Source organism: Microbacterium sp. PRC9 (genome assembly GCF_031844125.1).
Lineage (GTDB): Bacteria > Actinomycetota > Actinomycetes > Actinomycetales > Microbacteriaceae > Microbacterium.
In genome coordinates, this window is the sequence record NZ_JAUZUR010000002.1 from 46,952 (window position 1) to 67,387 (window position 20,436).

The window sequence follows — 20,436 nt, forward strand, 5'->3', positions numbered from 1 at the left end:
TGACACCAGGTACACGGATGCCGCGACCCGGCGCAGTGCGCGGGCCGCGGCATCCGTGCGAGAACTCAGCCGAACTGGTTCATCGTGTTGTGCTGACCGCCGGCCTTGAGGGCCGCGTCGCCGGCGAAGTACTCCTTGTGGTTGTCGCCGATGTCGCTTCCCGCCATGTTCTGGTGCTTGACCGTGGCGATGCCCTCGCGGATCTCGCGACGCTGGACGCCCTTCACGTAGGCGAGCATGCCCTCGTCGCCGAAGTAGCCCTTCGCGAGGTCATCGGTCGACAGGGCCGCCGTGTGGTAGGTCGGCAGGGTGATGAGGTGGTGGAAGATCCCCGCGCGGGCGGCGCCGTCCCGCTGGAACGTGCGGATCTTCTCATCGGCCAGCCGCGCGAGCTCGGTGTCGTCGTACGCGACGTTCATCAGGTCGCCACGGTCATAGGCCGAGACATCCTCGCCCTGCTCCGCCAGGAGGTCGTACGCCTGCTGGCGGAAGTTGAGCGTCCAGTTGAACGACGGGCTGTTGTTGTAGACGAGCTTCGCGTTCGGGATGACCTCGCGGATCGCGTCGACCATGCCGGCGATCTGCTCCACGTGCGGCTTCTCGGTCTCGATCCACAGCAGGTCGGCGCCGTTCTGCAGCGACGTGATGCAGTCGAGCACGACGCGCTCCTCACCGGTCCCGGGGCGGAACTGATAAAGGTTGCTGGCCAGACGCTTCGGGCGCAGCAGCGTGCCGTCGCGCTTGATGACGACGTCGCCGTTGCCGAGGTCGGAGTCCGAGATCTCCTCGACGTCGAGGAACGAGTTGTACTGGTCGCCGAGGTCGCCGGGCCGGTGCGTGACCGCGAGCTTCTGCGTGAGTCCGGCGCCGAGCGAGTCGGTGCGGGCCACGATGATGCCGTTGTCGATGCCGAGCTCGAGGAAGGCGTAGCGCACTGCCGTGAGCTTCGCGATGAAGTCCTCATGCGGAACGGTCACCTTGCCGTCCTGGTGGCCGCACTGCTTCTCATCCGACACCTGGTTCTCGATCTGGATGGCGCACGCGCCCGCCTCGATCATCTTCTTCGCCAGCAGATACGTGGCCTCGGGATTGCCGAAGCCCGCGTCGATGTCGGCGATGATCGGCACCACGTGGGTCTCGTAGCTGTCGATCTGCGACTGGATGAACTCGACCGCGGTGTCGTCGCCGGCGACGCGCGCGTCGTCGAGCTGCGTGAACAGCAGATCGAGCTCACGCGCGTCGGCCTGACGGAGGAACGTGTAGAGCTCCTCGATGAGGGCCGGAACCGCCGTCTTCTCGTGCATCGACTGATCGGGAAGCGGCCCGAACTCGGAGCGGAGCGCGGCGACCATCCACCCCGACAGGTAGAGGTAGCGCTTGTTCGTGCTCTTCAGGTGCTTCTTGATCGAGATGAGCTTCTGCTGCCCGATGAAGCCGTGCCAGACGCCGAGCGACTGGGTGTAGACCGACGAGTCCGCGTCGTACTCGGCCATGTCGCGGCGCATGATGTCGGCCGTGTACTGGGCGATCTCGAGCCCCGTGCGGAAGCGGTTCTGCGCGCGCATGCGGGCGGCGGACTCGGGGTCGATGGCATCCCAGCTCGAGCCGTGCTGCTGCTTGAGCGCCCGGATGGCTTCGATGTCGTCCTGATAGGCAGTCATTGTCGTTTCCTTGTTCGTCTCGGGGAGCGGGGGATCAGTCGGTCTCGACGAGGTACTTCGCGTAGGCGGGCAGCGTCAGGAACGCGGGGAAGTCCTGGCCGAGCGCGACCTCGCGGAAGATGTCCGCGGCGTCGTCGAACCGGTCGCCCTCGCGGCGGTCCGCCTCGGCCAGCACCTGCGTGACGAGCGCCTCGATCGACTCCCGTGTGATCGGCGCGCCGTCCTCGGTGGTGCGGTCCTGGTGGATCCACTGCCAGACCTGGCTGCGGCTGATCTCAGCGGTCGCGGCATCCTCCATGAGGTTGTCGATGGCGACGGCGCCGAGGCCTCGCAGCCACGCCTCGATGTAGCGGATGGCCACCGACACGTTGCCGTGCACTCCCGCCGTCGTGATCGGGCGTCCGATGTGGACGTCGATCAGGTCGGCGGCTTTCACCTCGACCTCGGGACGCTGACGGTCGAGCTGGTTCGGGCGATCGCCGAGCACGGCGTCGAACTCCGCGCGGGCCACCGGGATGAGGTCGGGGTGCGCGACCCACGTGCCGTCGAAGCCGTCGCCGGCCTCGCGCTTCTTGTCGGCCGCCACCTTCTCGAACGCGCGTTCGGTGACCTCGGGGTCGCGGCGGTTCGGAATGAAGGCGCTCATGCCGCCGATCGCGAAGGCGCCGCGCTTGTGGCACGTCTTCACGAGCAGCTCGGTGTACGCCCGCATGAACGGCACGGTCATCGTGACCTCGCTGCGGTCGGGCAGCACGAACCGAGCGCCGCGACCGCGGTAGTTCTTGATGATCGAGAAGATGTAGTCCCAGCGACCCGCGTTCAGGCCCGCGATGTGGTCGCGCAGCTCGAAGAGGATCTCCTCCATCTCGAACGCGGCCGGCAGCGTCTCGATCAGCACGGTCGCGCGGATCGTGCCGTGGGGGATGCCGACGTACTGCTCGCTGAACGTGAACACGTCGTCCCACAGCTTCGCCTCTTCGCTCGACTCGAGCTTGGCGATGTAGAAGTAGGGGCCGCGGCCGTTCGCGATCAGCTGCTCGGCGTTGTGGAAGAAGTACAGGCCGAAGTCCACGAGCGAGCCCGACGCGGCCATCGTGCGGCCGGTGCGGTCGGTGAAGCGGATGTGCTGCTCAGGCAGGTGCCATCCCCGCGGGCGCATCACGATGGTGGGCGTCTCGGTCGCCGTCACCTCGTAGCGCTTGCCTTCGGGGCTCGTGTACGAGAGCTCTCCGCGGATGGCGTCGCGCAGGCTCAGCTGGCCCTCGATGACGTTCTTCCAGGTGGGGCTCGTGGCGTCCTCCTGGTCGGCGAGCCACACCTTGGCGCCGGAGTTCAGCGCGTTGATCGTCATCTTCGGGTCGGTCGGGCCCGTGATCTCGACGCGGCGGTCCTCGAGGCCGGGCCCGGCGCCGGCGACCTTCCACTCGGCGTCCTCGCGGATGTGCCGGGTGTCGTCGCGGAACTGCGGGTCGTGGCCGTTGCCGATCTCGAAGCGGCGGCGCATCCGGTCGGCGAGCCGGTCGTGCCGGCGGGCGCCGAAGCGGTGGTGCAGCTCGGTGAGGAACGCGAGCGCGTCCGGCGTGAGGACCTCGTCGTAGCGGGGCGCGAGGCGGCCGGCGATCTCGATCGAGGGCTCGTGGGTCTGGGTGGGGATGGGGCCGGTGCGCGTACGCATCGGGGTGGCGGTCGCAGGTGTCATGTCCCTGCCTTCCTGTGATCGACTGCGTTGAGTGTGTGGGGGATGCCTCTGCCTGGCGTGTGCGCCGGGTCGAGGCATCCGGTGATCCGCGTTCTGTGTGGATCGATGGTTCGTCGTGAGACCACTCTGGGGTGAAGTTCGGGGGTGTACCCGACGAATCTGGGTGTGAAGTTTTCCGGTATTTCTGCTTTCGTGACAGAATCGCGGCATGACGACGACGTTGACCTCGGATGTGCGCGGTGAAGTCCCCGACGATGATGAGGTGGATCCCCTCACCATCGGCCGACGCATCCGGCAGCTGCGCACCGACCGCGGCATGACGCTCGAAGAGCTCGCTTCCGCGGTCGACCGCGCGCCGAGCCAGCTGTCCATGATCGAGAACGGGCGCCGCGAGCCGAAGCTCACGCTGCTGCAGGCGATCGCGCGGGCGCTGGGTTCGTCGATCGACGCGATCCTTGAGTCAGAGCCGCTCGACGAGCGCGCGACGCTCGAGATCTCGCTCGAGCGGGCGATGCGCGGCCAGACGTTCCAGGCGCTCGGCATCCCCCCGTTCCGGATCGGCAAGACGGTGCCGACAGAGGCGCTCAAGGCGATGCTGGCGCTGCAGGGCGAGATCGAGAGGCTGCGCGACGAGCGCGCGGCGACTCCGGAAGAGGCACGACGCGCCAACGTGGCGCTGCGCAAGCTCATGCGCACGCAGAACAACTACTTCGCCGAGCTCGAGCAGCAGGCGCGGGGCATCCTCGATGCGGTGGACCACCCGGGCGGCCCGTTGACCCAGCGCACGGCCTCCGACATCGCCGCGCACCTCGGGTTCACCCTGCACTACGTGCCCGACCTGCCGCAGACGACGCGATCGGTCGCCGACATCAAGAACGGCCGGCTCTACCTGTCGAGCCGCCTCGCCACCAAGGGCGACCCGCGCACGGCGGTGCTCCAGGCGCTGTCGAGCCGCATCCTCGGGCACCGCGAGCCGACCTCGTACGCGGACTTCCTGCGTCAGCGCGTCGAGACGAACTACCTCACCGGCGCCCTCCTCATCCCCGAGGCGCATGCCGTGCCGTTCCTGCAAGAGGCCAAGAAGGACCGCTCGATCTCGATCGAGGACCTCCGCGACGCCTACTCGGTGTCGTACGAGACGGCCGCGCACCGCTTCACCAACCTCGCGACCGTCCACCTGGGCCTGCCGGTGCACTTCCTGAAGGTGCACGAATCGGGTGTCATCACGAAGGTCTACGAGAACGACGACGTGAACTTCCCGACCGACCGCCTCGGCGCGATCGAGGGGCAGATGTGCTGTCGCAAGTGGACCTCGCGCGTCGTGTTCGACGTCGACGACCACTTCAACCCGTACTACCAGTACACCGACACCGGCAACGGCACCTACTGGTGCACGGCCCGCGTCGAGCTCTCGAGCGAGGGCGCGCACTCGATCAGCGTCGGCGTGCGGTTCGACGACACGAAGTGGTTCCTCGGCCGCGACACCCCGAACCGCGGCGTCTCCAAGCACTCCGTGGAGGTCTGCTGCCGGCGCGCGCCCGCCGAGCTCGAGGCGTCGTGGCGCGAGCAGTCGTGGCCGAACGTGCGCACGCCGCGGACGCTGCTGGCGACGCTGCCGACGGGTTCGTTCCCCGGGGTCGACACGACCGACGTCTACGAGTTCCTCGAGGCCCACGCCCCGCGCTGAGCGCGCGCCGGGCGACCCGGCCGACCGGGTCAGTGGCGGCCGGCGACCCAGTCGGCCACGTGGGCGGGCCATGCGGTGCGGGCGGAGGAACCGGATGCCTCGGCCCGGTCGGCCATCCGATACGCGGTGTAGATCGCGTTGACGGCGGTCCACCGCAGCGGCTCGACCTCCCAGCGCCGCGCGCGGTGGCCGACCCAGGGGAGCCGGGTGAGCTCGGTGTCGCGCTCCAGCACGAGATCGGCGAGTGTGCGGCCGGCGAGGTTCGTCGCGGTGACGCCGGTGCCGACGTAGCCGCCGGCCCAGCCGAGGCCGGTCGCCCGGTCGTGGAGCACGGCCGCGGCCCAGTCGCGCGGCACGCCGAGCACGCCGGCCCAGGCGTGCGCGATCGGCGTACGCGCGGCATCCGGGAAGAACTCGCGCAGCAGCCGCGTGAGCGAGGCGATCGTGCGCGACTGGGTCGTGCCGTCGGTGTCGACGCGCGAGCCGTAGCGGTAGGGCACGCCGCGCCCGCCGAAGGCGATGCGGTCGTCGGCCGTGCGCTGCGCATACATGTACACGTGGGCGAAGTCGCCGAGCGTCTCGTATCCGTCCCAGCCGACCGCGTCCCAGAACGAGGCCGGCAGGGGCTCGGTCACGATCATCGACGAGTTCATCGGCAGCCACGTGCGGTGCTCGCCGCGGAGGTCGGCGGTGAAGCCCTCGGTGGCGCGCAGCACGTGGGTCGCGCGCACGGTCCCGCCGTCGGTGAGCGCCTGGCCGGGTGCGATCTCCCGCACATGCGTCGCTTCGTAGATCGGCACGCCGAGCCGCTCGACGGCGTCGGCGAGCCCGCGCACGAGCTTCGCGGGGTGCACCCGGGCGCAGTGCGGATGCCACGCGGCGCCGAGCGCTCCGGCGATCCCGACACGGGATGCTGCGGCTGCAGCATCCAACATCTCCACATCCGTGTGAGGCCAGGCCTGCTCGTCCGCGACGGAGGCGTGCAGTCGCGCGAGCTGGGCCGGCGTGCGGGCGACGCCGTACTCGCCGCCCTTGACGATGTCGGCGTCGATGCCTTCGCGCGCGGCGACGGCGATGACCTCGTCGACGGAGTCGTTGAGGGCGCGCTGCTGTGCGATCGCCGCGTCGCGGCCGTGCGACTCGGCGTAGCGCTCGCGTCCGCCCGTCACGGTGTTGGTGAGCCACCCGCCGTTGCGGCCCGACGCTCCGAATCCCGCGAAGCGCTGCTCGAGCACGGCGACCCGCAGGTCGGGCTGGGCGCGCTTCAGGTAGTACGCGGTCCAGAGGCCGGTGTAGCCGGCGCCCACGATGGCGACGTCCACGTCGAGGTCGCCGGCCAGGGGAGCGCGCGGGGTCGGCGTGCCGCCGAGGCTGCGCCACCACCACGACACATCGCCGTTGGGCACAGGGGGCTCGGTCATGCGCCCATCCTTCCGGGTGCTGCCGCCCGCGACGAGGAACGATCTGTTGCGAACGCGCGGCCGAGTCGGACCGACCGTGCGCCCTGTCTCTTCTCGGTCGATGAACTCCCGGCGCGCTCGATCAGACCGACGCGTCCAGGGCGCGCAGCGCCGCCCACAGTTCGGCGCGGGTCGCGAACGACGAGAGATCGCGGCCGAGCACGCGCTCGATGAGGGCGAGGCGCGTGCGCACGGTGTGCCGGTGCACACCGAGCGCCTGCGCGGTGGCCTCGTGCGAGCAGTCCTCGTCGAGCCACACCTTCAGCGTCTCGACGAGGTGTGTGCCCTGCGCGGCGTCGTGGTCGTACAGCGGTGCGAGCTCCGCTCGCGCCAGAGCGCGGGCCTCGTCCGTGAGCGCCGACAGGACTCCGGCGCGGGCGACCTCGGCGAACTCCGTCACCGGACGGATGCCGCGGTCCCGCGCGACGCGCGCCTGCCCGAGCGCGGCGGCGAAACCGTCGTAGCCGGTCGGATCCGACAACCCGACGCGCACCTCGAAGCGGGCGACGAGCTCGTCGACGCTCGAGCGGTCGCCCTGGGGCACGACCATCACCAAGCCGTCCTCGCCGCGACCGAAGAACAGCGCGCCGCGGCGCTCGTCGGCCCAGAGCTCCAGCAGCTCGGCGATGCCGTCGACGCGTGCGGCGGCAGCATCCGTCACTCCCACGACGACGGGGGCGGAGGGCAGTGGCCCCCACAGCTCCCGCGACGTGCGGCGGGCGAGCGCGGGATCGCCGGTCAGGAGCGACTGCACGAGGCCGGCGCGCAGCGCCGAGCGCGCGCGACCCAGGCCCTGCTGCTGCTCGAGTGCGAGGCCGGCCATCGCGATCACGGCGGTGACGACGACGCGGCCCTCCTGGTCGAGGTCGCCGGCGGCGATCGCGATGACGCCGCGCAGGTGTCCGCCGCGGCCGAGGGTCTGCAGCGAGAACGGCGTCTCGCCGATGTGCAGCGACGAGCCCGCTCGCGCGCCGCGGTGCAGCACGCCGGTCACCTCGCGCTGCAGCGCCGCGGCCGTCTCGGCGCCGAGCCCGCCGGCCGGATGCTCGCGCGACAGCTCGCCGGCGGCGTCGAACATGCCCACCCAGGTGTCGAGCTGCTTGGCCAGCTCCGCAACGGTGGCGCCGAGCCCGTCGGGCCGCAACGCGGCCAGCGCGATCGCGCGCTGCGCGGCAAGGGCCCAGCTGCGCCGCGCGTAGGCCTCGGCGGCGATCGCCTCGGCGTTGGCCCGGGCCACGGCGATGAAGGGCGTGCGGTACGGCACCTCGAACAGCGGCATCCGTTCGTCCCTGCACGCGTCGACGAGGGCGGGCGGAATGCCGGCGCGCACGACCTCGGTGCCGAAGCCGAGGCCCACGACGCCCCGGGTCGCCAGGCGATGGACGTACGAGCGGTAGACCGCCGCCGCGTCGGCGTCGTCGCCCTGCGGGAACTGCGTGCCGGTGGTGAGCAGCACCAGGCCCTCGGAGAGGAACGGCGTCGGATCGGCGAGATCCGAGCTGTGGACCCAGCGGATGCCGCGGTCCAGCGCCTGCGGATCGAGGTCGTCGCCGGCGAGCGAGAGCTTCAGATCCCGCCGGGCGAGAAGCGCGCGAAGAGTAGGGGCGTCGGCGTCCATGATGCTCTGAGTGTACGGCCCGTACAGCGGGCCGGACAGAATGTACACCGGGGCGGGTGCGGGGGTTCCCGGCGACGAAATACGCTCCCCTGCATGAGCAGCGCAGCCGACACCCTCACCGAAACGCCCCTCGGCGGTCCGACCCTTCCGCAGGAGCGCCGCCTGGTCACCAGCATCCCCGGTCCCCGCTCGCAGGAGCTCCTCGACCGCAAGGCCGACGCCGTCGCCGCGGGTGTCGGCCACACCGCGCCCGTGCAGGCCGTCGCTGCCGGCGGAGGCGTCATCGTCGACGCCGACGGCAACTCGCTCATCGACCTGGGCTCGGGCATCGCGGTCACGACGATCGGCAACGCCCACCCGAAGGTCGTCGCGGCCGTGCAGGCACAGGTCGCGCAGTTCACTCACACGTGCTTCATGATCGCGCCGTACGACTCGTACGTCTCGGTCGCCGAGGCCCTCAACCGCATCACGCCGGGCGACCACGCCAAGAAGAGCGCCCTGTTCAACTCGGGCGCCGAGGCGGTGGAGAACGCGGTCAAGATCGCCCGCAAGTACACCGGCAAGCAGGCCGTCGTCGCGTTCGACCACGGCTACCACGGCCGCACCAACCTCACGATGGCGCTCACCGCGAAGTCGATGCCGTACAAGAGCGGCTTCGGCCCGTTCGCCTCGGAGATCTACCGCGCCCCGCTGTCGTACCCCTACCGCGACGGGCTCGACGGGGGCCTCGCGGCCAAGAAGGCCATCTCGATGATCGAGAAGCAGGTCGGCGCCGACAACCTCGCCGCGATCATCATCGAGCCCATCCAGGGCGAGGGCGGCTTCATCGTCCCCGCCGACGGCTTCCTGCCCGCCCTCGTCGAGTGGTGCCGCGCCAACGACGTCGTGTTCATCGCCGACGAGATCCAGACCGGCTTCGCTCGCACGGGGGAGATGTTCGCGAGCGACCTGTTCGGCATCGTGCCGGACCTGATCACGACCGCCAAGGGCATCGCGGGGGGCCTGCCCTTGGCGGCCGTGACGGGCCGGTCCGAGATCATGGACGCCTCGCACGCGGGCGGCCTCGGCGGCACGTACGGCGGCAACCCGATCGCCTGCGCCGCCGCGCTCGCCGCGATCGACGTGTTCGAGAACGACGGGATGCTCGAGCGCGCCCGCGAGATCGAGGCCGTTCTGAAGGGTCGCCTGAAGGACCTGCAGGCCGCCGACCCCCGCGTCGGCGACGTGCGCGGTCACGGCGCCATGATCGCCGCCGAGTTCGTCGACCCCGCGACGGGAGAGCCGGACGCCGCGCTCACCGCCGCGGTCGCGAAGGCGTCCATCGCACAGGGCGTCATCGTGCTCACCTGCGGCACCTACGGGAACGTGATCCGCTTCCTCCCGCCGCTGTCGATCACCGACGACCTGCTCCACGAGGGCATGGACGTCGTCGCCGCAGCACTCGCGGCTTCTTGATCAGGGATGCTGCGACCGCCGCACGCGCCGCGGTCGCAGCATCCGTCTCCCGCACTTCACGCAAGACCAACGCAACCTCGCCTGACGAAGGAGTCCGAATGACCGAGCTGACCCGTGACGTCGTCATCGTCGGCGCCGGCGCCGCCGGCACGACCGCTGCCAACGAACTGAAGAAGGCGGGCCTCTCGGTCGTCGTGCTCGAGGCGCGCGACCGCGTGGGTGGGCGCCTGTGGACCGATGTCGTCGACGGCGCGATGCTCGAGATCGGCGGGCAGTGGGTGTCGCCCGACCAGGACGCGCTCAAGGAGACCATCGCCGAGCTGGGGCTCGAGACGTACAGCCGCTACCGCGAGGGCGAGTCCGTCTACATCGGCAAGGACGGCGAGCTGACCCGGTTCACGGGCGAGATCTTCCCCGTCGCGCCGGAGACCGAGAAGGAGATCGTCCGCCTCATCGAGGTGCTCGACGGCCTGGTCGCGCAGATCGACCCCGACAAGCCATGGGAGCACCCCGACGCCGAGGCCCTCGACCGCATCTCGTTCGAGGCGTGGCTCGAGGAGCAGACCGACGACCAGGAGGCGCGCGACAACATCGCCCTCTTCATCGCGGGTGCGATGCTCACCAAGCCCGCCTACGCGTTCTCGACGCTCCAGGCCCTTCTCATGGCGGCGAGCGCCGGAAGCTTCTCGCACCTGGTCGACGCGGACTTCATCCTCGACGAGCGGGTGGTCGGCGGCCTGCAGCAGGTTCCCCTGCTCCTCGCCGAGCGTCTGGGAGACGACGTCATCCTGGGGCAGCCGGTGACCGAGGTGCACTGGTCGCAGGACGGCGTCCGCGTCGTCACCGACAACGGCCTCGAGGTGCGCGCCCGCTTCGTCATCCTGGCGCACGCGCCGATCCTCTACCCCTGGATCGAGTTCGCGCCGCCGCTGCCGCGTCTGAAGCAGCAGATGCATCAGCACATCTCGATGGGCTTCGTCATCAAGGTGCACGCGGTATACGATCGCCCGTTCTGGCGCGAGCAGGGCCTGTCGGGCACCGCCTTCAGCCCGTACGAGATCTCGCACGAGGCGTACGACAACACCAACCACGCCGACGAGCGCGGCACCCTGGTCGGCTTCGTGTCGGACCGCAACGCCGACGACCTGTTCCGCGTGTCGGCGGAGGAGCGCAAGGAGCGCATCCTCGAGTCGCTGTCGCACTACTACGGTCCCGAGGCCAAGACTCCGCTCGTCTACTTCGAGAGCGACTGGGGCGCCGAGGAGTGGACCCGCGGCGCGTACGCCGCGAGCTTCGACCTCGGTGGTCTCGCCCGCTACGGCGCGGACCTGCGCACCCCCGTCGGCCCGATCCACTTCGCGTGCAGCGACATGGCAGGCGCCGGCTACCAGCACGTCGACGGCGCGATCCGCATGGGCCGCCTGGTTGCGGCGAACATCGTCGAGGCGGCCCGCCGATGAGCGGCCGCATCGTCGTCGGGTACACCGCGACCGACGCCGGCGCCGACGCCGTCGCGCTCGGGGCACGCCTGGCCGCGGCCATGGACGCGTCGCTCGACCTCGTGCTGGTGCTCCCGGCCGAGGACCGCAGCGTCATCACCCCGCCCGATGCCGGCTACGACCGCTACCTCGTGACGCAGGCCGAGACGTGGCTCGCCGAGGCTGCCGCTTCGATTCCGGATGCGGTGACCCATGCGTCGCACGTGCGCTTCGGCGACTCCTTCGCCGAGGGCCTGATCGCCGCCGCGCACGAGCTCTCGGCATCCCACATCGTCGTCGGCGCGGCCAACGGCGGACTCCGTGGGCGTCACCGTCTCGGCACCGTCGCCAACGAACTGCTGCACTCGTCGGACGTGCCGGTCGTGCTCGCCCCCGAGGGATCACGTCGGCTGGAGGCGACCACCGTCACCCGCGTCACCGCCGCGATCGGCACCCGGCCGGGCGCGAGCGCGCTGCTCGACGAGAGCGTGACCCTGGCCACCGCGACCGGGGCGGAGCTGCGGCTGCTGTCGCTCGTCTCGGTGGACCTTCCGGTCGGCGTCGACACCGGCGTCATCCGCATCGCCGGCGCCGCCCACGCCGACGACGTGCTCGGCAAAGCCCTCGACGCCCTGCCCGAGGGCATCGAGGCAGATGTGGTCGTCGCACGCGGCGACAGCATCGAGGACGCCGTCTCGCACCTGAGCTGGGAGCCCGGCGAGCTCGCCGTGGTCGGCTCGAGCCGGCTGGCCCGGCGGCGGCGTCTGTTCCTCGGCTCGACGGCAGCGAAGATGCTGCACGAGCTTCCCGTACCCATGGTCGTCGTGCCCCGCACGCGCGGCAAGAAAGGCGCACGCTGATGAGCGCTTCCGAAACCCGCGGCACCCCGCCGCTGGCCCCATCCTCCGGCGCTCACGCCGGTGAGCTGTCGAAGAAGGGGCTGAGCGCCGGCGCGGTCGGCGTCCTCGGCGCCGTCGTGATCGGCGTCTCGACGATCGCCCCGGCGTATACGCTCACCGCGTCGCTCGGACCGACCGTGTCGGTCGTCGGCACGCAGGTGCCCGCGATCATCCTCGTCGGGTTCATCCCGATGCTGCTGACGGCGTTCGGCTACCGCGAGCTCAACCGTGCGATGCCCGACTCGGGCACCTCGTTCACGTGGGGCGTGCGAGCCTTCGGCCCGTGGATCGGCTGGATGACCGGCTGGGGGCTCATCGCGGCCACTGTCATCGTGCTGTCGAACCTCGCCGGCATCGCCGTCGAGTTCCTCTTCCTCTTGATCTCGCAGCTGAGCGGCAATCCCGACATCGCCGAGCTCGCCTTCAACCCGTTCATCAACGTCGTGGTGTGCCTGCTCTTCATGCTCGGCGCGACGCTGATCTCGTATCGCGACATGCAGACCACCCAGAAGTTCCAGTACATCCTGGTGACGTTCCAGGTCGTCGTGCTGGTGCTGTTCGCCGTCGTGGCCATCGTCAAGGCGGTCTCGGGCGACGCCCCCGACCCCACGGCATTCTCGTGGTCGTGGTTCAACCCGTTCGAGGTGCCGACGTTCAGCGCGTTCGCCGCGGGGCTGTCGCTGTCGATCTTCATCTTCTGGGGATGGGACGTCGTCCTCACCATGAACGAGGAGACCAAGAACCCCGCGAAGACCCCGGGCCGCGCGGCCATGCTCACCGTCGTGATCGTGGTCTCGCTGTACCTCCTGCTCTCGATCGGCCTCATCATGTTCGCCGGTGTCGGCACGGGCCCGCTGGGACTTGCGAACGAGGACATCTCGGCGAACGTGTTCTTCGCGCTGTCCGACCCGATCCTGGGGCCGCTGGCGTTCCTCGTCTCGCTCGCGGTGCTGTCGAGCTCCGCCGCCTCGCTGCAGTCGACGGCCGTCGGCCCCGCGCGCACTCTGCTGGCGATGGGGCACTATGGCGCCCTGCCGGCGAAGTTCGCCCGCGTGAGCCCGCGGTTCTTCACGCCCGGCTACGCCACCGTGGTGTCCGCGATCGTCGCGTCCGTGTTCTACGCCGTCATGCGCGTGATCAGCGAGAACGTCCTCACCGACACGATCCTGTCGCTCGGCATGATGATCTGCTTCTACTACGGCCTCACCGCGTTCGCGTGCGTCTGGTACTTCCGCAAGCAGTGGTTCGACTCGGTGCGCAGCTTCTTCTTCACCTTCCTGTTCCCGCTCGTCGGCGGTGCGATCCTCGCGGTGCTGTTCGTGACGACGCTCATCGACTCGATGGACCCGGCCTACGGCAGCGGGTCGAGCATCGGGGGCCTCGGCCTCGTGTTCGTGCTGGGCGTGGTTGTCATCCTCGCGGGTGTCGTGATCATGATCTGGCAGGCGATCAAGCGTCCGGCGTTCTTCCGCGGTGAGACACTCAGTATCGACGCTCCCGAAAGCCTTCGTCGCGCCCGCCGCCGGCAGGCAGACTGACCCACAACCATCCGATCGGAGAGTAAGCATGACCGACTACGCCGTCGTCAACCCGGCCACGGGCGAGACCCTGGCCACGTATCCGACCATCACCGACGAGGCCCTCGAGGCCGCGCTCGCGGGAGCGGATGCTGCGTACCGCACGTGGCGCGACCGGCCGGTCGCCGAGCGCGCTGCGGCCATCCGCAAGGTCGCGGAGCTGCATCGCGAGCGTCGCGATGATCTCGCCGCGATCATCGTGCGCGAGATGGGCAAGCCGCTCGAGGCGGCGCTCGGCGAGGTCGACTTCGCCGCCGACATCACCGAGTACTACGCCGACCACGCCGAGAAGATCACCGGCGACCAGCCGATCGACATCGACGGCGACGGCACCGCGGTCATCCGCCGCTCGCCCCTGGGCGTGCTGCTGGGCATCATGCCGTGGAACTTCCCGTACTACCAGGTCGCGCGCTTCGCGGCGCCCAACATCGTGGTCGGCAACACCATCCTCCTGAAGCACGCTCCGCAGTGCCCCGAGTCGGCCGCGGCCATCGCGGCGATCTACGCGGACGCCGGCCTCGAGGGCGTCTACACGAACGTCTACGCGACGAACGACCAGGCGGCGACCGTCATCGCGGACCGCCGCGTGCAGGGCGTCTCGGTGACCGGCTCGGAGCGCGCGGGCGCAGCTGTGGCTGAGATCGCGGGCCGCAACCTCAAGAAGGTGGCGCTCGAGCTCGGCGGGTCCGATCCGTTCATCCTGCTCTCGACCGACGACCTCGACGGGGCCGTGGAGGCCGCGGTCGCCGCGCGCCTCGACAACACCGGGCAGTCGTGCAACGCCGCCAAGCGCTTCATCGTGGTCGACGGCCTGTACGACGCGTTCCTCGAGAAGTTCACCGCCGCGATGTCGGGTGCGAAGGTCGGCGACCCCTTCGAGGGCGACACCGTGCTGGGCCCGCTGTCGTCGGTCACGGCGGCCGAGCGCCTGGCGGAGCAGGTCGACAAGGCCGTCGCTCAGGGGGCGACCCTCGTCGCCGGCGGGAAGCGTGACGGCGCCTTCTATCCGGGCACCGTCCTCACCGACGTCACGAGCGACATGGACGCCTACCGCGAAGAGTTCTTCGGCCCTGTGGGCGTCGTCTACAAGGTCGCCGACGAGGACGCCGCGGTCGCTCTCGCGAACGACACCAGCTACGGCCTGGGCTCCTACGTGTTCACGACCGACGAGGAACAGGCCCAGCGCGTCGCCGACAAGATCGACGCCGGCATGGTCTACGTCAACGTGGTCCTCGCCGACGAGCCCGGGCTGCCCTTCGGCGGCGTGAAGCGCTCCGGCACCTCGCGCGAGATGGGGCTGCTGGCCGCCGACGAGTTCGTCAACAAGAAGCTGATCCGCATCGGCGCCTGACCCTCTCCACGCAGGTCGCGTGACCCGTACGCAGAATCGGATCCGCACCTGCGGACGCGCGTGGCGACATGCCGGTGAGGGGCACCTCGAATCGGCGTGTCGCCGCAAGCGTCCGTACCTGCGGATCCGATGTTGACTCGCGCCGGGGCGGGGGTCAGAGCGCGGCGCGGGCCTCGGCGAGGGCTTCGTCGGCCCACTGCACCTGCTGCGGCGTGCCCCAGCGGGTCGCAGCATCCCGTGCCGCCTCGAACGAGGTGACCGCCTCGTCGGGGCGGCCGGCGTCGAGGAGGCGCCAGCCGGCGTTGTTGTGCAGCGACACGTTCCAGCGGAGGGTGCGGGGATCCGCGGCGCCCTCGAGCGCGCCGAGGGCCGCGGAGGTCCACTCCTCGGCCTGTTCGGGCTCTGCGATGGCGAGCATGTGCAGAGCGTCGACCTGCAGGAACGTCAGTCCGGCTCCAGACGCCGCATCCACGGCAGCGAGGAAGTACGGGACCGCCGCTTCGGGATCGCCCGCAGAGTTGCGCACGCGCCCGCGCTCCAGCGCGGCACGCGCCGCGACGGCGGCATCCTCGATCGCGACGGCGTCGAGGACCGCGTCGGCCTCGTCGAAGCGCTCCTGCAGGCCCAGGGCCCGCGCGACCTGCGTCTCGAGCTCGGCGCGGGCGGCAGCATCCGTCTCGTCTGCCGCCGCCGCGCGCAGGCGCGCTTCGGAGCCGGCCGCGTCGGAGAAGTCCCACAGCTCGTCGAGCCGGGTCTGCGCAAGGGTCATGCCGGAATGGTAATGCCGACATCCGGGGGTGTCGCCGACGGAGCGCGAGCGCGAGGATGGAGTCATGGCAGACACACCGGACCCCGTCGTCTCCCTCTCCGATGAAGAGTGCTGGGAGCGCCTGCGCACGCAGGAGCTCGGCCGCCTCGTCACGCATGTCGGCGATGTGCTCGACATCTTCCCCGTGAACTATGTCGTCGACGCAGAGAGCGTGCTCTTCCGCACCGCGCAGGGGAGCAAGCTGTTCGAGCTCACGGTCAACGACGAGGTGCTCTTCGAGGTGGACGACCACACCGACACCGACGCGTGGAGTGTGATCCTGCGTGGTCGCGCGCACCCGCTCGACCGCTCCGCCGACGTGGAGCGCGCCGACGGGCTCGGCCTTCGGCCCTGGATCCCGACGCTCAAGTACACGTACGTGCGCGTCGAGGCGACGTCGCTGTCGGGCCGCGCGTTCGAGCGTGCGCCCGAGCCCGACCGGTACGGCGTGCAGCAGTACTGAGCCGATGCGTGGGCGCGTGCGGAGCCGCCTCGGTTCGCGGGGCCCGTGGGCATGCCGTACACTGGATCGTGCAGTCGAAGTCTGCATTCTTTCGCTGTGCCCGGTCCTCGGGCACAGATCCTCAAGCCGCGGTGAGAGGGGAAGAGTGCGGGCTCCGCGAGACCTCCGGGTCTCTAGGGCGGTAGCTCAATTGGCAGAGCAGCGGTCTCCAAAACCGCAGGTTGCAGGTTCGATTCCTGTCCGCCCTGCGCGTCAGCGCAACGCCGGTGACATGCTGGTGGTTGACAACACAGTGTGCCGACCCGTGTCGGCTCACGGAAGGTAATCAGGTGGCATCGATGGTTCAGGACGAGCCGAAGGGCGAAGTCGTCCCCGCAGAGGGAACGGCCGCGCCTCGCGAGAAGAAGCCCAACGTCTTCGCTCGTATCGCCCTGTTCGTCCGCCAGGTCTTCGCCGAGCTCCGCAAGGTCGTCACTCCGACGCGCCAGGAGCTGCTGAAGTACACGGCGGTGGTGCTGGGCTTCGTCGTCGTGATGATGGCGCTCGTCTACGGCCTGGACGTGCTGTTCGTGTGGATCACGTCGTACGTCTTCGGTGTGCCCGGCGCCTGATCCCGAGCGCCTCCGACTCAGAGCGGTGGCATGACACGGGCGGACCGCAGGTCCGGCAGCGGACGGAACGGAAGAGAACTCACGTGACTGAAAGATATGTCGACGACGCCGATTGGGCGACCGCCGCGGAGCAGTCCTCCGAGGACGACGAGGCCCAGGAGGGCAACGTCCTCGCGGAGGAGGAGCGGTCGGTCGAGGCCGCCGAGCACGTCGCGATCCACATCGTGGACGACTCCGATGAGGACGACGCCGACCTGGACGACATCGACATCGACGACCCGGAGGCGGACGCCATCGTGAACGACGCTCTCAACCTGGACGAGGCCGCAGAGACCGAGGCCGCGGCCGAGGTCATCAACGACTCCATCGCGGAGGAGGTCGCCGAGCGCGAGGCCGAGGCCGCCGACGAGGTGACCCCCTACGACGGTCCCGACGTGAACGGCGATGAGGACGAGCCCGAGCTCGACGAGGACTTCGTCGCAGAGGTGGACGCCGCAGCCGCCGTCGTCGACGCCGCCGAGGCATCCGTGTCGCCGGCCGACGCCGCCGAGGCCCCCGAGACCGAGGACGACGAGGACGAGGACGAGGACCCCTTCGAGGCGTTCCGCGCGGACCTGCGCACCCTCCCGGGCAAGTGGTACGTCATCCACTCCTACGCCGGCTTCGAGCGCAAGGTGAAGGCCAACATCGAGCAGCGCAAGTCGACGCTCGAGGTCGAGGAGGAGATCTACCAGATCGAGGTCCCGATGGAGGACGTCGTCGAGATCAAGAACGGTCAGCGCAAGATGGTCACGCGCGTCCGTATCCCCGGCTACGTGCTCGTGCGCATGGAGCTCAACGAGGACACCTGGTCGGTCGTTCGTCACACGCCCGGTGTCACCGGCTTCGTCGGCAACGCCCACAACCCGACGCCGCTGCGCTTCGAAGAGGCCTTCAACATGCTGAAGAGCCTCGTCGAGGTCAAGGAGGTCGCCGGCGCCAAGGGCGGTGCGGCCAAGAAGGGCGCTGCTGCCGCGGCCCGCGTCATCCCCGCCGAGGTCGACTTCGAGGTCGGCGAGACCATCACGATCAAGGAAGGCTCGTTCGCGGGCCTGCCCGGCACGATCAGCGAGATCAAGCCCGAGAGCGGCAAGCTCACGGTCCTCGTCTCGCTCTTCGAGCGCGAGACCCCGGTCGAGCTGTCGTTCGACCAGGTCACCAAGCTCTGATCTACCACCTGGTAGACTCTGCAGGTTTGCGCGCGCCTTGAGCGTGCGCGTCTGACACCGCGTTCCGGAACCGCCGGATTCGCGGGAGAACCGGTTGCCCCGGCAGCCGTCGTTCGACGAAAGGAAGAAGAATGGCACCGAAGAAGAAGGTGACCGGCCTGATCAAGCTTCAGATCAACGCCGGTGCAGCCAACCCGGCGCCGCCGATCGGCCCCGCGCTCGGTCAGCATGGCGTCAACATCATGGAGTTCTGCAAGGCGTACAACGCCGCGACCGAGTCGCAGCGCGGCAACGTCATCCCCGTGGAGATCACCGTCTACGAGGACCGCAGCTTCACGTTCATCCTGAAGACCCCGCCGGCCGCGGAGCTCATCAAGAAGGCTGCGGGCGTGCAGAAGGGTTCGAAGACCCCTCACACGGTCAAGGTCGCCAAGCTCACCAAGGAGCAGGTGCGCCAGATCGCAGAGACGAAGCAGCCCGACCTGAACGCGAATGACATCGAGGCCGCCTCGAAGATCATCGCCGGCACCGCCCGTTCCATGGGCATCACGGTCGAGGACTGAGGGGGATAGGAAACATGGCTACCAAGTCCAAGGCCTTCCGGGCCGCCGCCGCCAAGATCGAGGCGGACAAGTTCTACAGCCCCACCGAGGCCGTCGCGCTCGCGAAGCAGACCGGCTCGGCGAAGTTCGACTCGACCGTCGAGGTCGCGCTCAAGCTCTCCGTCGACCCTCGTAAGGCCGACCAGATGGTGCGCGGCACCGTCATCCTCCCGCACGGCACCGGCAAGACCGCCCGCGTCATCGTGTTCGCGACGGGTCCGGCCGCTGAGGCCGCGATCGCCGCGGGTGCGGACGAGGTCGGCGGCGCCGAGCTCATCGAGAAGGTCGCCGGCGGCTGGACCGCGTTCGACGCGGCCGTCTCGACGCCCGAGCTCATGGGCCAGGTCGGTCGTCTCGGCAAGGTGCTCGGCCCCCGTGGCCTCATGCCCAACCCGAAGACCGGCACCGTGACCCCCAACCCGGCCAAGGCCGTCGAGGAGATCAAGGGCGGAAAGATCGAGTTCCGCGTCGACAAGCACGCCAACGTGCACTTCGTCGTCGGCAAGGCGTCGTTCTCGGCCGAGCAGCTCGACGAGAACCTGAAGGCCGCGCTCGAGGAGATCGTCCGCCTCAAGCCGTCGAGCTCGAAGGGCCGTTACATCCAGAAGGGCGCCGTGTCGACCACGTTCGGCCCCGGCATCCCGCTGGACGTCAACGCGATCGTCTGAGTCGTTCTCGTACGAAGGCCCCACCCGTCCGGGTGGGGCCTTCGTCGTTCCCGCGCAACTCACGGGCGCGGGCGCGAGCGCGAGAGTAGCGTCTGAGGCATGTCGAAGACGCTCCAGGACCTGTTCGGAATCGACGCGCCGATCGTGCTCGGCCCCTTCGGGGGACTGTCGTCCATCGAGCTGACGGCCGCGGTGAGCGAGCTCGGCGGACTCGGCTCGTACGGTCTGTACGGCTACTCCGCCGACCGCATCAGCGACACGATCGCCGCGCTCCACTCCGCGACGCGGCGTCCGTTCGCGGTCAATCTCTGGCTGCCGACGGGCGATGAGGTCACGCCGGGCGACATCGACCTGAGACCGGCGATCGAGGCCCTCTCGCCCCTCTACGACGAACTGGGTCTTGCCCACCCGACGCCTCCGATCGAGTTCCTGCCCGATCTCGACTCCCAGCTGACCGCGGTGATGGATGCTGCGCCCGCGGCGTTGAGCGTGGTCTTCGGCGTGCCGTCGGAGCACGTGGTCGCGGCGGCGCGAAGCCGAGGCATCTGTGTCATCGGCACCGCCACCACCGTCGCGGAAGCCGTGGCGCTCGAAGCGGCCGGGGTGGATGCCATCGTCGCGACCGGGGCCGAAGCGGGCGGTCACCGGGTCTCGTTCCTGCGGCCCGCCGAGCAGTCGCTCGTGGGCACGTTCGCGCTCGTGCCGCAGGTCGTCGACGCGGTGGAGGTGCCGGTCATCGCGGCCGGCGGCATCGGAGACCGTCGCGGCGTCGCGGCGGCGTTCGCCCTCGGTGCGTCGGGGGTGCAGGTGGGCTCGGCGTTCCTCCGCACGCGCCAGTCGGCCGCCACCGACGTGCACCGCCAGGCCATCGCCGACGCCGCCGACACCGCCACCGTGCTCACGCGCGCGATGAGCGGGCGGCTGGCCCGCGGCATCCCGAATCGGGCGATGCGCGAGATCGAGACGACGGGGATCATCGCGCCGTTCCCGGCGCAGAACTGGCTCACCGGCCAGTTCCGGGCCGAGGCCGGGCGCCGCGGCGACGGCGACCTCGTGTCGCTGTGGGCGGGGCAGGCGGCCGGGCTCGCGCCGAGCGACGACGCGGCCGAGGTGTTCGCCGAGCTCGCGGCCGGCGTCCCGGACTGACGTGCTCGGGGCTCACCTGTCACGAACTGTCGGGCGGGCGGCGTA

The 20,436-nt window shown here is 69.9% G+C and carries 17 protein-coding genes and 1 tRNA gene; 13 read left to right on the forward strand and 5 right to left on the reverse strand.

Translation table 11 applies throughout. From position 1 onward, the window contains the following. Positions 1-65: 65 nt before the first annotated feature. Both Q9R33_RS03750 and aceB read right to left on the reverse strand, forming a co-directional pair. Positions 66-1,661, reverse strand: a complete 1,596-nt coding sequence (locus tag Q9R33_RS03750; protein ID WP_311292916.1) for an isocitrate lyase — start codon at positions 1,659-1,661, stop codon at positions 66-68. Positions 1,662-1,695: 34 nt separating this feature from the next. Further along, entirely contained in the window at positions 1,696-3,336 is a 1,641-nt protein-coding gene (gene aceB / locus Q9R33_RS03755) for a malate synthase A (protein WP_311293252.1), read from the reverse strand. Positions 3,337-3,568: 232 nt separating this feature from the next. Here aceB and Q9R33_RS03760 point away from each other — a divergent pair, with 232 nt between their 5' ends. Further along, positions 3,569-5,047 (forward strand): helix-turn-helix transcriptional regulator, encoded by a 1,479-nt coding sequence (locus Q9R33_RS03760; protein ID WP_056369055.1) that lies wholly within the window; start codon positions 3,569-3,571, stop codon positions 5,045-5,047. A gap of 29 nt (positions 5,048-5,076) precedes the next feature. Here Q9R33_RS03760 and Q9R33_RS03765 read toward each other — a convergent pair whose 3' ends face one another. After that, positions 5,077-6,468 (reverse strand): FAD-binding oxidoreductase, encoded by a 1,392-nt coding sequence (locus tag Q9R33_RS03765; RefSeq protein WP_311292917.1) that lies wholly within the window; start codon positions 6,466-6,468, stop codon positions 5,077-5,079. A 121-nt stretch (positions 6,469-6,589) separates the two neighbouring features. After that, entirely contained in the window at positions 6,590-8,125 is a 1,536-nt protein-coding gene (locus tag Q9R33_RS03770) for a PucR family transcriptional regulator (protein WP_311292918.1), read from the reverse strand. A 93-nt stretch (positions 8,126-8,218) separates the two neighbouring features. On the opposite strand from Q9R33_RS03770, the gene gabT reads away from it, so the two are divergent. The 5 genes from gabT to Q9R33_RS03795 all read left to right on the forward strand — a co-directional run bounded on the left by gabT (position 8,219) and on the right by Q9R33_RS03795 (position 14,885). Continuing rightward, complete coding sequence (gene gabT, locus Q9R33_RS03775; protein WP_056369059.1) at positions 8,219-9,580, forward strand: 4-aminobutyrate--2-oxoglutarate transaminase; 1,362 nt, start codon at positions 8,219-8,221, stop codon at positions 9,578-9,580. Positions 9,581-9,678: 98 nt separating this feature from the next. Next, on the forward strand, positions 9,679-11,040 hold the full coding sequence (locus Q9R33_RS03780) for an NAD(P)/FAD-dependent oxidoreductase (protein WP_311292919.1): 1,362 nt from the start codon (positions 9,679-9,681) through the stop codon (positions 11,038-11,040). Beyond that, entirely contained in the window at positions 11,037-11,918 is an 882-nt protein-coding gene (locus Q9R33_RS03785) for a universal stress protein (RefSeq protein ID WP_311292921.1), read from the forward strand. Before Q9R33_RS03780 ends, Q9R33_RS03785 begins: the two co-directional genes overlap by 4 nt. Continuing rightward, positions 11,918-13,495, forward strand: a complete 1,578-nt coding sequence (locus Q9R33_RS03790; protein WP_200919480.1) for an APC family permease — start codon at positions 11,918-11,920, stop codon at positions 13,493-13,495. The genes Q9R33_RS03785 and Q9R33_RS03790 overlap by 1 nt, the downstream gene beginning before the upstream one ends. A gap of 28 nt (positions 13,496-13,523) precedes the next feature. Next, a complete protein-coding gene (locus Q9R33_RS03795) occupies positions 13,524-14,885 on the forward strand; it encodes an NAD-dependent succinate-semialdehyde dehydrogenase (RefSeq protein WP_310245099.1) in 1,362 nt (453 codons plus the stop codon). Positions 14,886-15,039: 154 nt separating this feature from the next. Here Q9R33_RS03795 and Q9R33_RS03800 read toward each other — a convergent pair whose 3' ends face one another. Then, complete coding sequence (locus Q9R33_RS03800) at positions 15,040-15,654, reverse strand: hypothetical protein (RefSeq protein WP_311292922.1); 615 nt, start codon at positions 15,652-15,654, stop codon at positions 15,040-15,042. Between the two features lie 64 nt (positions 15,655-15,718). On the opposite strand from Q9R33_RS03800, the gene Q9R33_RS03805 reads away from it, so the two are divergent. The 7 genes from Q9R33_RS03805 to Q9R33_RS03835 all read left to right on the forward strand — a co-directional run bounded on the left by Q9R33_RS03805 (position 15,719) and on the right by Q9R33_RS03835 (position 20,391). After that, positions 15,719-16,156 carry a pyridoxamine 5'-phosphate oxidase family protein gene (locus tag Q9R33_RS03805; RefSeq protein ID WP_056369068.1) on the forward strand — a complete coding sequence of 146 codons (438 nt, stop codon included), beginning with the start codon at positions 15,719-15,721 and terminating at the stop codon, positions 16,154-16,156. Between the two features lie 175 nt (positions 16,157-16,331). Further along, a tRNA-Trp gene (locus tag Q9R33_RS03810) sits at positions 16,332-16,404 on the forward strand. A gap of 90 nt (positions 16,405-16,494) precedes the next feature. Next, on the forward strand, positions 16,495-16,767 hold the full coding sequence (gene secE / locus Q9R33_RS03815) for a preprotein translocase subunit SecE (RefSeq protein WP_045300625.1): 273 nt from the start codon (positions 16,495-16,497) through the stop codon (positions 16,765-16,767). Between the two features lie 83 nt (positions 16,768-16,850). Then, the gene (gene nusG / locus Q9R33_RS03820) at positions 16,851-17,975 is read left to right on the forward strand and encodes a transcription termination/antitermination protein NusG (protein WP_056369070.1); all 1,125 of its coding nucleotides are present in this window, start codon (positions 16,851-16,853) and stop codon (positions 17,973-17,975) included. A gap of 131 nt (positions 17,976-18,106) precedes the next feature. After that, positions 18,107-18,538, forward strand: coding sequence for a 50S ribosomal protein L11 (gene rplK / locus Q9R33_RS03825; RefSeq protein WP_045247325.1), 432 nt, complete (start codon positions 18,107-18,109; stop codon positions 18,536-18,538). A gap of 14 nt (positions 18,539-18,552) precedes the next feature. Then, positions 18,553-19,245 carry a 50S ribosomal protein L1 gene (gene rplA, locus Q9R33_RS03830; RefSeq protein ID WP_056369071.1) on the forward strand — a complete coding sequence of 231 codons (693 nt, stop codon included), beginning with the start codon at positions 18,553-18,555 and terminating at the stop codon, positions 19,243-19,245. A gap of 99 nt (positions 19,246-19,344) precedes the next feature. Then, positions 19,345-20,391: a DUF561 domain-containing protein gene (locus tag Q9R33_RS03835; protein ID WP_311292923.1), complete on the forward strand. Its 1,047-nt coding sequence runs from the start codon at positions 19,345-19,347 to the stop codon at positions 20,389-20,391. Positions 20,392-20,436: the final 45 nt, after the last annotated feature.

Excerpts from the sequence above, each read along its gene's own strand:
- Q9R33_RS03750 (WP_311292916.1), bottom strand. The coding sequence starts at position 1,661 with ATGACTGCCTATCAGGACGACATCGAAGCCATCCGGGCGCTCAAGCAG.
- aceB (WP_311293252.1), bottom strand. The coding sequence starts at position 3,336 with ATGCGTACGCGCACCGGCCCCATCCCCACCCAGACCCACGAGCCCTCG.
- Q9R33_RS03760 (WP_056369055.1), top strand. The coding sequence starts at position 3,569 with ATGACGACGACGTTGACCTCGGATGTGCGCGGTGAAGTCCCCGACGAT.
- Q9R33_RS03765 (WP_311292917.1), bottom strand. The coding sequence starts at position 6,468 with ATGACCGAGCCCCCTGTGCCCAACGGCGATGTGTCGTGGTGGTGGCGC.
- Q9R33_RS03770 (WP_311292918.1), bottom strand. The coding sequence starts at position 8,125 with ATGGACGCCGACGCCCCTACTCTTCGCGCGCTTCTCGCCCGGCGGGAT.
- gabT (WP_056369059.1), top strand. The coding sequence starts at position 8,219 with ATGAGCAGCGCAGCCGACACCCTCACCGAAACGCCCCTCGGCGGTCCG.
- Q9R33_RS03780 (WP_311292919.1), top strand. The coding sequence starts at position 9,679 with ATGACCGAGCTGACCCGTGACGTCGTCATCGTCGGCGCCGGCGCCGCC.
- Q9R33_RS03785 (WP_311292921.1), top strand. The coding sequence starts at position 11,037 with ATGAGCGGCCGCATCGTCGTCGGGTACACCGCGACCGACGCCGGCGCC.
- Q9R33_RS03790 (WP_200919480.1), top strand. The coding sequence starts at position 11,918 with ATGAGCGCTTCCGAAACCCGCGGCACCCCGCCGCTGGCCCCATCCTCC.
- Q9R33_RS03795 (WP_310245099.1), top strand. The coding sequence starts at position 13,524 with ATGACCGACTACGCCGTCGTCAACCCGGCCACGGGCGAGACCCTGGCC.
- Q9R33_RS03800 (WP_311292922.1), bottom strand. The coding sequence starts at position 15,654 with ATGACCCTTGCGCAGACCCGGCTCGACGAGCTGTGGGACTTCTCCGAC.
- Q9R33_RS03805 (WP_056369068.1), top strand. The coding sequence starts at position 15,719 with ATGGCAGACACACCGGACCCCGTCGTCTCCCTCTCCGATGAAGAGTGC.
- secE (WP_045300625.1), top strand. The coding sequence starts at position 16,495 with ATGGTTCAGGACGAGCCGAAGGGCGAAGTCGTCCCCGCAGAGGGAACG.
- rplK (WP_045247325.1), top strand. The coding sequence starts at position 18,107 with ATGGCACCGAAGAAGAAGGTGACCGGCCTGATCAAGCTTCAGATCAAC.
- rplA (WP_056369071.1), top strand. The coding sequence starts at position 18,553 with ATGGCTACCAAGTCCAAGGCCTTCCGGGCCGCCGCCGCCAAGATCGAG.
- Q9R33_RS03835 (WP_311292923.1), top strand. The coding sequence starts at position 19,345 with ATGTCGAAGACGCTCCAGGACCTGTTCGGAATCGACGCGCCGATCGTG.